Annotated in this window: 8 protein-coding genes; all 8 read left to right on the top strand. The window is 58.1% G+C overall.

The features are described 5' to 3' along the window. Positions 1–9: 9 nt before the first annotated feature. The 8 genes from wecB to rfbA all read left to right on the top strand — a co-directional run bounded on the left by wecB (position 10) and on the right by rfbA (position 9,459). Complete coding sequence (gene wecB, locus J3A98_RS04080; protein WP_176685063.1) at positions 10–1,140, top strand: UDP-N-acetylglucosamine 2-epimerase (non-hydrolyzing); 1,131 nt, start codon at positions 10–12, stop codon at positions 1,138–1,140. Between the two features lie 14 nt (positions 1,141–1,154). Next, positions 1,155–2,405: a glycosyltransferase family 4 protein gene (locus J3A98_RS04085; protein ID WP_209964190.1), complete on the top strand. Its 1,251-nt coding sequence runs from the start codon at positions 1,155–1,157 to the stop codon at positions 2,403–2,405. Beyond that, positions 2,405–3,370 (top strand): SDR family oxidoreductase, encoded by a 966-nt coding sequence (locus J3A98_RS04090; protein ID WP_209964193.1) that lies wholly within the window; start codon positions 2,405–2,407, stop codon positions 3,368–3,370. The genes J3A98_RS04085 and J3A98_RS04090 overlap by 1 nt, the downstream gene beginning before the upstream one ends. Continuing rightward, positions 3,367–4,377: a glycosyltransferase family 4 protein gene (locus J3A98_RS04095; RefSeq protein WP_176685066.1), complete on the top strand. Its 1,011-nt coding sequence runs from the start codon at positions 3,367–3,369 to the stop codon at positions 4,375–4,377. The genes J3A98_RS04090 and J3A98_RS04095 overlap by 4 nt, the downstream gene beginning before the upstream one ends. A 64-nt stretch (positions 4,378–4,441) precedes the next feature. Next, the gene (locus J3A98_RS04100; RefSeq protein ID WP_209964196.1) at positions 4,442–6,439 is read left to right on the top strand and encodes a nucleoside-diphosphate sugar epimerase/dehydratase; all 1,998 of its coding nucleotides are present in this window, start codon (positions 4,442–4,444) and stop codon (positions 6,437–6,439) included. Positions 6,440–6,608: 169 nt separating this feature from the next. Further along, the gene (rfbB, locus tag J3A98_RS04105; protein ID WP_209964199.1) at positions 6,609–7,679 is read left to right on the top strand and encodes a dTDP-glucose 4,6-dehydratase; all 1,071 of its coding nucleotides are present in this window, start codon (positions 6,609–6,611) and stop codon (positions 7,677–7,679) included. Continuing rightward, a complete protein-coding gene (rfbD, locus tag J3A98_RS04110) occupies positions 7,676–8,581 on the top strand; it encodes a dTDP-4-dehydrorhamnose reductase (RefSeq protein WP_209964202.1) in 906 nt (301 codons plus the stop codon). Before rfbB ends, rfbD begins: the two co-directional genes overlap by 4 nt. After that, the gene (rfbA, locus tag J3A98_RS04115) at positions 8,578–9,459 is read left to right on the top strand and encodes a glucose-1-phosphate thymidylyltransferase RfbA (protein ID WP_176685070.1); all 882 of its coding nucleotides are present in this window, start codon (positions 8,578–8,580) and stop codon (positions 9,457–9,459) included. The genes rfbD and rfbA overlap by 4 nt, the downstream gene beginning before the upstream one ends. The last annotated feature ends 266 nt before the right edge of the window (positions 9,460–9,725 follow it).

The raw sequence follows: 9,725 nt of genomic DNA on the forward strand, positions 1-9,725 counted from the left end.
GATGAACTGATGAAAAAACTGAAAGTTGTCACTGTTGTTGGCACCCGCCCGGAGATCATCCGGCTATCGCGCGTGATTGCGCGCCTGGATGAATACTGCGAGCACATTCTGGTTCACACCGGCCAGAACTATGACTACGAGCTTAATGAAATCTTCTTCCAGGACTTGGGCATCCGCAAACCTGATCATTTCCTGAACGCAGCAGGCGCGAGTGGGGCTGAAACGATCGGCAATGTGATCATCGCGGTAGACAAAGTGCTGGCTGAGGTCAAGCCGGAGGCCTTATTGGTCCTTGGCGACACCAACAGTTGCATGGCCGTGTTGCCTGCCAAGCGCCGGAAGATTCCGACCTTTCACATGGAGGCGGGCAACCGCTGCTTCGACATGCGTGTTCCGGAAGAAATCAACCGCCGCATTGTTGACCATACCGCTGATATAAATCTTACCTACAGCACCATCGCCCGTGATTACTTGCTGCGCGAAGGTCTGCCAGCCGATCAGATCGTCAAAACCGGCAGCCCTATGTTCGAAGTGCTTGAGCACTATCGCATAGGTATCGAAGCTTCGGACGTTTTGCAACGTCTTGGATTAGAGCCGGGTAAGTTCTTTGTCGTGAGCGCTCACCGCGAAGAAAACATTGATTCCGATAAGAATTTCCTCAAGCTGGTGGATGTACTTAATACCGTGGCGGCAGAGTTTGATCTGCCGGTAATCGTCTCTACCCACCCCCGTACGCAGAAGCGAGTTGATGCCATGGGTATCAACTTCCACGCCAACGTGCGTTTGCTGAAACCGCTAGGGTTCAAGGATTACAACAAGCTGCAGTCCGAAGCACGCGCCGTGCTTTCTGATAGCGGCACTATCAACGAGGAAGCCTCCATTCTAAACTTCCCCGCATTGAACATTCGCGAAGCGCACGAACGGCCTGAAGGGATGGAAGAGGCTGCGGCGATGATGGTAGGTCTCGAGGTAGAGCGCGTACTGCAAGGCCTGGGCATCCTCGAACGGCAGGCGCGGGGCGCTATACGGGACCTGCGTCTGGTTTACGATTACAGCATGCCAAATGTTTCCGACAAGGTTGTGCGAATTTTGCACAGCTATACCGACTACGTGAATCGCGTGGTATGGAAGCGCTACTGAACCGGAAGCTATCGATGCCAGCAGAAAAAATGCGCGTACTGGTTGTAACGCAGTACTTCTGGCCGGAAAACATGCGGATCAATGATATGGTCCGCGACTTCACTGCCAGGGGGCATGAAGTCACGGTACTGACAGGTCTCCCCAACTATCCAGAGGGGCGTATTTTCCAAGACTATAAAGCCAACCCAGAAGCCTATTCATTCTACGAGGGGGCGCAGGTTGTTCGTGTGCCGCTGGTACCCCGTGGCACACGTAGTGTGCAACTGGTGCTCAACTATCTGTCGTTCTGCGTGCTCGCATCTTTGATGGGGGCCTTTAAGTTGCGCGGGCGCAAGTTCGATGCCGTCTTCGTCTATGCCGTTTCTCCCATTCTCGCGGCCATACCCGCTGTTATAATCGGGCGGTTGAAACGTGCTCCGGTATTTGTCTGGGTTCTCGACCTGTGGCCGGAGACATTGCGCGCGGTTAACGTAATCCATGACCAACGATTGCTGGGGTTGGTGGGCAAGGCGGTATCGTGGATCTACAACCGCACTGACTACCTGCTGTTGCAGTCTCGTGGCTTTTTCGACAACGTGCGTCGGTATTGCACCCGGAATATCGAGGACGACCGGTTGGTATATTTCCCCAGTTGGGCAGAAGACGACTTTTCGGCCTCAATGGACAAGCCCTGTACCCTCATCGCTCAGGACAACTCTGTATTTACGGTCGTTTTTGCTGGCAACATCGGTGAAGCGCAAGATTTTCCGGCTGTCCTTGACGCCGCGCAGGCGTTACGTGGTGAGGTTCCTGTTCGCTGGGTCATCGTCGGGGACGGCCGCATGAGCGTCTGGCTGGCCGATGAGGTGCGCAATCGCGGTCTGGACAACGTGCATTTGTTGGGGCGCCATCCTCTTGATGCCATGCCGCCCCTATTTGCCCAAGCTGACGCCTTGTTGGTTTCCTTACGCACCAACGATGTGTTCGAGCAGACAATACCTGGCAAGGTGCAGGCCTATCTGGCTTCTGGTAGGCCGGTACTGGGCATGATCAATGGTGAGGCTGCTCGGGTCATCAACGAGTCTGGGGCAGGTTACGCCTGTGCATCTGGCGATGGCGAAGCGTTAGCAATCATTACTCGCAGGATGGCCAAGCTTGCACCTGAGCAGCGCCAGGCAATGGGGGATAGCGGTCGGCGCTTTTATGAACAGGAATTCGCTCGCCATGTGCTGCTGACACGTCTTGAGCAGTTGTTTGGCAGCGCCACCTTACGAAGGACAACCTGATGAACCACCGTGTATTTCTCACCGGAGCCAGTGGCTTCGTGGGCAGTGCCGTATTGCAAAGGCTGTTGGCCGACGGCATGCCCATCGTGGCTACGATTCGTCGCAACAGCACTTCGCTACCACCCGCGGTAGAGGCGGTGCCCTTCGATTCGTTCGAAGAAGCATGTCAGTGGGGTGAAGCGCTGCTCGGCTGCGATACCGTGATTCATTGTGCAGCTCGTGTTCATGTGATGAATGATACCGAGGCCGACCCGCTTGCTGCATTTCGCAAGATCAACGTGCAGGGCACCATGAGCCTTGCCCGGCAAGCAGTCGCAGCAGGAGTAAAGCGCTTCGTTTATATCAGTTCGATCAAGGTCAATGGCGAGGAGACTGCACTCGGGCAGCCCTATACCGCGCACGACCGTCCACAACCTCAAGACCCATATGGTATCTCGAAGATGGAGGCGGAGGCCGAATTGTGGGCATTGGCGAAAGCGTCCGGGCTGGAAGTCGTAATCATACGGCCGGTGCTGGTGTATGGTCCTGGAGTCAAAGCAAACTTCCAGGCCATGATGCGTTGGTTGAGCAAGGGGGTGCCATTGCCGTTCGGGGCCATTGACAATCGACGTAGCCTGGTTGCACTCGACAATCTGGTTGACCTGATAGCGATCTGCATTGACCACCCAGCGGCCGCAAACCAGGTTTTTCTGGTAAGTGACGGTGAGGACCTTTCCACTACTGCACTTCTGCGCCGCATGGCCCAGGCATTGGGCGCGCCGGCGCGGTTGCTACCCGTACCAGGCTGGCTACTCAGTGGTGGCGCCAACCTGTTGGGCCGGACGGCGCTTTCCAAAAGGTTATGTGGGTCATTGCAGGTGGATATCGAAAAAACGCGTAAGGTACTCGGTTGGCAACCCCCGGTGAGTGTCGACGCGGCGCTCAGGGCCACTGCCCAACATTTTCAGGAATCGTCGAACAAATGATGCTTTGGTGGCTTTTACCCGCAGTGCTGCTGTGCTCGTTAGCCATGACCGGCACATTGAGACGTTATGCTTTGGCCAAGAACATTATCGATGTCCCCAATGCGCGTAGCTCACATTCAATCCCCACGCCCCGTGGCGGTGGAGTGTCGATTGTCGTCGCATTTCTGTCCGCATTGGCAGTAATGGCATTCCAGCCGGAGGGGCAGACTGACGCGTTGGTTGCACTGGGCGGGGCGGGGGCGGTGATCGCAGCGCTTGGTTTTATGGACGATCATGGGCATATCGCCGCTCGTTGGCGGTTGCTGGGGCACTTTGCCGCAGCCATCTGGATTCTGTACTGGCTGGGCGGGTTGCCCGCACTGCAGGTGTTCGGTTGGTGGCTCGACCTTGGGTGGGCCGGTGCAGTATTGGCAGCGATATACCTGGTCTGGCTGCTCAACCTGTACAACTTCATGGATGGTATCGATGGCATTGCGAGTGTCGAGGCAATCACTGTTTGCCTGGGTGCCAGTCTGCTTTACTGGTTGAGTGGGCAGGGGGGGATGACGGCCCTGCCACTCCTGCTGGCCGCGGCTGTGGCGGGCTTTTTGTTCTGGAACTTCCCGCCTGCAAAGATTTTCATGGGTGATGCAGGCAGTGGTTTCCTTGGAATTATCCTGGGTGGGCTGTCCCTACAGGCAGCGTGGCTGTCTTCCCAGCTGTTCTGGTGCTGGCTGATCTTGTTGGGTGTCTTCATTGTCGACGCCAGCTATACATTGGTTCGCCGTTTGTTGCGCGGAGACAAGGTTTATGAAGCTCATCGCAGTCATGCTTATCAGTTCGCATCTCGTCGTCACGGCAGACACCTGCCGGTAACCTTGGCGGTCACCGCATTGAATCTATTCTGGCTGCTGCCGGTGGCGCTGTGCGTTTTGTTGTTGGGGCTAGACGGTGTACTGGGGCTAATCGTTGCGTACGTACCTCTGGCGCTGATTGCAGTCTATTACCGCGCGGGTAGCCTAGAATAACTGTTGTACAGCAGAAGTGTTGAAGAATCGGTTAATACAATCAGAAAAAGAACTCTGGGAGCCTATGAACAAAGTACGCAAAAAACTGCTCGGGTTACCGCGTAGACAGAAGCGTCTGTTGCAGGTGCTGACAGATGTAGTGCTGGTATGGATTGCACTGTGGATGGCATTTGTGGTGCGTTTGGGCATCGACGACATGGCCAACCCCTTGATTGACCATACCTGGTTGTTCCTTTGCGCACCTGTGGTTTCCATTCCTCTGTTTATCCGCTTTGGACTGTATCGCGCCGTCATGCGCTACTTCGGCAACGACGCTCTGATTGCCATCATCAAGGCCGTTACGCTGTCCGCGCTGCTTCTGGGGTTCATCATTTATTGGGCCAGCAACCACCAGAACGTCGTGCCACGCTCAATCACTTTCAATTACTGGTGGCTCAGCCTGATCATGATCGGCGGGCTGCGTCTGGCCATGCGCCAGTACTTCCTGGGCGACTGGTTTGCCGCAGCCGCGCAACATGTACCGTTCGCCCAACGTGACGATGGCCTGCCCAAAGTCGCCATCTATGGTGCAGGTGCTGCCGGTAACCAGCTGGTGGCTGCCTTGCGCATGGACCGGGCCATGCGCCCTGTGGCGTTCATCGATGACGATCCCAGTATCAGTGATCGCGTGATTGCAGGGCTGCAGGTCTACCGTCCAGAGCAACTTGACCAGATGATCAACGTGACGGGGGCCCAGGAAATTTTGCTGGCCATCCCTTCATCAACGCGCACCCGTCGCAGGGAGATTCTCAACTTCCTGGAAGGCTATCCGCTCCATGTTCGCAGTGTGCCGGGCATCATGGACTTGGCCAGCGGCCGGGTGAAAGTCGATGATATTCAGGAGGTCGACATTGGCGACTTGCTGGGGCGGGATACAGTGCCTGCCCAGGCTGATCTCCTGGAGCGCTGCATTACCGAGCAAACGGTGTTGGTGACCGGGGCTGGCGGTTCTATTGGTTCAGAGCTCTGTCGGCAGATTTTGGGGCAGGCGCCCAAGTACTTGCTGCTTTTCGATCACAGTGAATTCAACCTCTACAGCATCCTCTCCGAACTGGAGCAGCGCGTTGCCCGTGAATCCCTTGCCGTCAGCCTGGTACCAATCCTGGGCTCGGTGCGCAACCAGTCCCAGCTCCTCGACATCATGCGCACCTGGCACGTCGACACTGTCTATCACGCAGCTGCCTATAAGCACGTGCCGATGGTGGAACACAACATCACCGAAGGCCTGATGAATAATGTCATCGGCACACTGCACACTGCCCAGGCCGCGTTGCAGGCCGGGGTTGCCAACTTCGTGCTGATTTCCACCGACAAGGCCGTGCGCCCGACCAATGTGATGGGCAGCACCAAGCGCCTGGCCGAAATGACCCTGCAGGCGCTTAGCCGCGAAGTGGCGCCGGTGCTGTTTGGCGACAGCAGCAACGTTTCGCAGGTGAACAAAACCCGCTTCACCATGGTGCGCTTCGGTAACGTGCTGGGTTCATCGGGGTCGGTGATCCCACTGTTCCACAAGCAGATCAAGGCGGGCGGCCCGCTTACCGTCACCCACCCCAAGATCACCCGCTACTTCATGACCATTCCCGAGGCCGCGCAGCTGGTAATTCAGGCCGGCTCCATGGGCAAGGGCGGCGACGTGTTCGTGCTGGACATGGGCGAACCGGTGAAAATTGTGGAACTGGCCGAGAAGATGATTCACCTGTCTGGCTTCAGTGTGCGCTCCGAGCGTAACCCGATGGGTGATATTGCCATCCAGTTCACCGGGTTGCGGCCGGGGGAGAAGCTGTATGAAGAGCTGCTGATCGGCGATAACGTCATTGCTACCCGTCACCCGATGATCATGAGTGCCAACGAAGACTTCCTGCCCTGGGATACGCTCAAGGAGTTCCTACGCCAACTGATGGCGGCAGCGGCGGTTGATGACTTTGTGCGGGTACGGCAGTTGCTGCGCGAAACCGTGAGCGGCTATTCGCCGGAAGGCGAGATTGTCGACTGGATTTACCAGCAGCGGCGCCTGGAGCCTTGAGCTTGCTTCGCAGGTAAACTCGCTTCCACAGGGCCGCGATGCGGCCCCTGTAGCTCCGCCATTCCAGCCTGAATGTCACGTTGCCATCGTCTTCACTCTCGAATCAACCGCCGACAGTCTAGAATCCTGAAAGTGGAAGAGCAGACCCTGACAACGGAAGCAGACAAACATGACCATTCTGGTAACCGGCGGTGCAGGTTTTATCGGGGCGAACTTCGTTTTGGACTGGCTGGCCGGCGATGACGAACCCGTGGTCAACCTGGACAAACTCACCTATGCAGGCAATCTGCAGACCCTGAGCAGCCTGCAGGGCGACAAGCGCCATATCTTTGTGCATGGCGACATTGCCGATAGCGGGCTGGTCGCGGAGTTACTGCATGCCCATCGGCCCCGCGCCATCATCAACTTTGCCGCCGAATCTCATGTCGACCGCTCGATCCATGGCCCGCAAGCCTTTATCGAAACCAACGTCGTCGGCACTTTCCACCTGCTGGAAGCCGTGCGTGCATACTGGGGCGGCCTGAATGAACCGGCGCGGCAGGCATTCCGCTTCCTGCATGTGTCTACCGACGAAGTGTATGGCTCGCTGGCTGCCGACGAAGCGGCCTTCACTGAAACCCATCCGTACCAGCCTAACAGCCCGTACTCGGCCAGCAAGGCTGCCAGCGACCACTTGGTCCGTTCGTATTTCCATACCTACGGCCTGCCGGTGCTGACCACCAATTGCTCCAACAATTACGGCCCTTACCACTTCCCGGAAAAGCTCATCCCGCTGATGATCGTCAACGCCTTGGCCGGCAAGCCATTGCCGGTGTATGGCGACGGTCAGCAGATTCGCGACTGGTTGTACGTAAAAGACCACTGCAGCGCCATCCGCCGCGTGCTGGAAGCCGGCAAAACCGGTGAGGTTTATAACGTCGGGGGCTGGAATGAAAAGCCCAACCTGGAAATCGTCAACCGCGTTTGTGCGCTGCTGGACGAACTGCACCCTCGCACCGACGGCAAGCCCTACGCCGAACAGATCACCTACGTAAGCGACCGTCCCGGCCACGACCGCCGTTACGCCATCGATGCCCGCAAGCTGGAGCAGGAGCTTGGCTGGAAGCCTGCGGAAACCTTCGAAACCGGCATCCGCAAAACCGTGGCCTGGTACCTCGACAACCAGGACTGGGTGCAGAACGTGCAGTCTGGCAGCTACCGCGACTGGGTTGAAAAAAACTACGCAGGGCGTTCTGCATGAAGGTGCTGCTACTGGGCAAGGACGGTCAGGTAGGCTGGGAACTGCAACGCAGCCTGGCCCCACTGGGGCAGTTGCTGGCGCTGAACGCTCGCAGCCAGGCGTACTGTGGCGACCTGGGCAACTTGCCGGGCCTGGCCGAAACGGTCCGAGTCTACGCCCCCGATGTCATCGTCAATGCGGCGGCCTACACCGCCGTGGACAAAGCCGAGAGTGACCGTGAGCAAGCCTTCAAGGTAAACGCCGACGCTGTCGGCGTGCTGGCCCGCGCTGCCACTGACAGTGGCGCACTGCTGGTGCATTATTCCACCGACTATGTGTTTCCGGGGCAGGGCACCCAGCCCTGGCGCGAAGACGACGCCGTTGACCCACTGAATACTTATGGCGCCAGCAAGCTGGCTGGCGAGCAAGCCATCCAGGCTGCCGGTTGCCAGCACCTGATTTTTCGCACCTGCTGGGTGTATGCCGCACGCGGCAACAACTTCGCCAAAACCATGCTGCGCCTGGCTGCGGAGCGTGACAGCCTGGGCGTGATCGATGACCAGCACGGTGCCCCGACAGGCGCCGAACTGATTGCCGACATCACCGCCCACGCCATTGTCGCCACCCGCCGCAACCCATCCCTGGCTGGTCTGTACCACCTGGCTGCGGGTGGGGAAACCACCTGGTGCGGCTATGCCCGTTACGTACTGGAGCAAGCGGCGGTCCATGGCGTGCCGCTGAAAGCTCATGCCGAATACGTCACCCCATTGACCACAGAGGCCTACCCGACGCCGGCCATGCGGCCGGCCAACTCGCGTCTAGATACCCATAAACTGCAGAAGGCCTTTGCCCTGACCCTGCCAGACTGGCGCCTGGGTGTGGCTCGCATGCTGACGGAAATCTACGAGAAAGGACCACTATGAAGCGTAAAGGCATCATTCTGGCGGGTGGGTCGGGTACCCGCCTGCACCCGGCGACCCTGGCAATTTCCAAGCAACTGTTGCCGGTGTACGACAAGCCGATGATCTATTACCCGTTGACCACACTGATGCTGGCGGGCATTCACGACATCCTGATCATCTCCACCCCGCAGGACACCCCGCGCTTCGAGCAACTGCTGGGCAACGGCCACCGCTGGGGCATCAACATCACCTACGCCGTGCAGCCATCTCCGGACGGCCTGGCCCAGGCGTTCCTGATTGGCGAAGACTTCATCGGCAACGCCCCCACCGCGCTGGTGCTGGGTGACAACATCTATTACGGCCACGACTTCCAGCAGTTGCTGCGCAGCGCGATGGACCGCCAAGGCAGCGCCAGCGTGTTCGCCTATCACGTGCAAGACCCTGAACGTTATGGCGTGGTCGAATTCGACGGGCAGGGTAATGCCATCAGCCTGGAAGAGAAACCGGCCAAACCCAAGTCCAACTACGCCGTGACTGGGTTGTACTTCTACGACAATGACGTGATCGAGATTGCCAAAAGCATTCGGCCATCTGCGCGTGGTGAGCTGGAGATTACCGACGTCAATCGCGCGTACCTGGAACAGCACCGTTTGTCGGTGGAGATCATGGGGCGCGGGTATGCCTGGCTGGATACCGGAACGCATGACTCGCTGCTTGAGGCAAGTGGGTATATCGCGACGATCGAGCGGCGGCAAGGGCTGAAGGTAGCATGCCCGGAAGAGGTGGCATTCCGGCAGGGGTGGATCGATGCCCAGCAGTTGGAAACGCTGGCAGCACCGCTGGCCAAGAACGGTTATGGCCAGTATCTGCTGCGTTTGATTCAAGGCACGGTTTATTGAGGTAACAACCTAGGGGGCGGAACCGCCATTCTACGGGCGGTTCAACCCGCGAAAAGGCCGGGCTTGCTGGCCAATTTCCCAGGTCATTCACCGTCGCAGCCGCCACCGTATTCGCGGGTAAACCCGGCGGTGGCCCCCCATCGGAAGTCGAACACAGGACGTCGTAGGAGCGGGTTCACCCGCGAAAGGGCCGGGCCTGCTGGCCAATCTCCCCCCGCCATTCACCGTCGCAGCCGCCACCGTATTCGCGGGTAAACCCGCTCCTA

Source organism: Pseudomonas sp. BP6 (assembly GCF_017875935.1).
GTDB lineage: Bacteria > Pseudomonadota > Gammaproteobacteria > Pseudomonadales > Pseudomonadaceae > Aquipseudomonas > Aquipseudomonas putida_Y.

Coding starts and splice junctions, on each gene's coding strand:
- wecB (WP_176685063.1), top strand. CDS start 10: ATGAAAAAACTGAAAGTTGTCACTGTTGTTGGCACCCGCCCGGAGATC.
- J3A98_RS04085 (WP_209964190.1), top strand. CDS start 1,155: ATGCCAGCAGAAAAAATGCGCGTACTGGTTGTAACGCAGTACTTCTGG.
- J3A98_RS04090 (WP_209964193.1), top strand. CDS start 2,405: ATGAACCACCGTGTATTTCTCACCGGAGCCAGTGGCTTCGTGGGCAGT.
- J3A98_RS04095 (WP_176685066.1), top strand. CDS start 3,367: ATGATGCTTTGGTGGCTTTTACCCGCAGTGCTGCTGTGCTCGTTAGCC.
- J3A98_RS04100 (WP_209964196.1), top strand. CDS start 4,442: ATGAACAAAGTACGCAAAAAACTGCTCGGGTTACCGCGTAGACAGAAG.
- rfbB (WP_209964199.1), top strand. CDS start 6,609: ATGACCATTCTGGTAACCGGCGGTGCAGGTTTTATCGGGGCGAACTTC.
- rfbD (WP_209964202.1), top strand. CDS start 7,676: ATGAAGGTGCTGCTACTGGGCAAGGACGGTCAGGTAGGCTGGGAACTG.
- rfbA (WP_176685070.1), top strand. CDS start 8,578: ATGAAGCGTAAAGGCATCATTCTGGCGGGTGGGTCGGGTACCCGCCTG.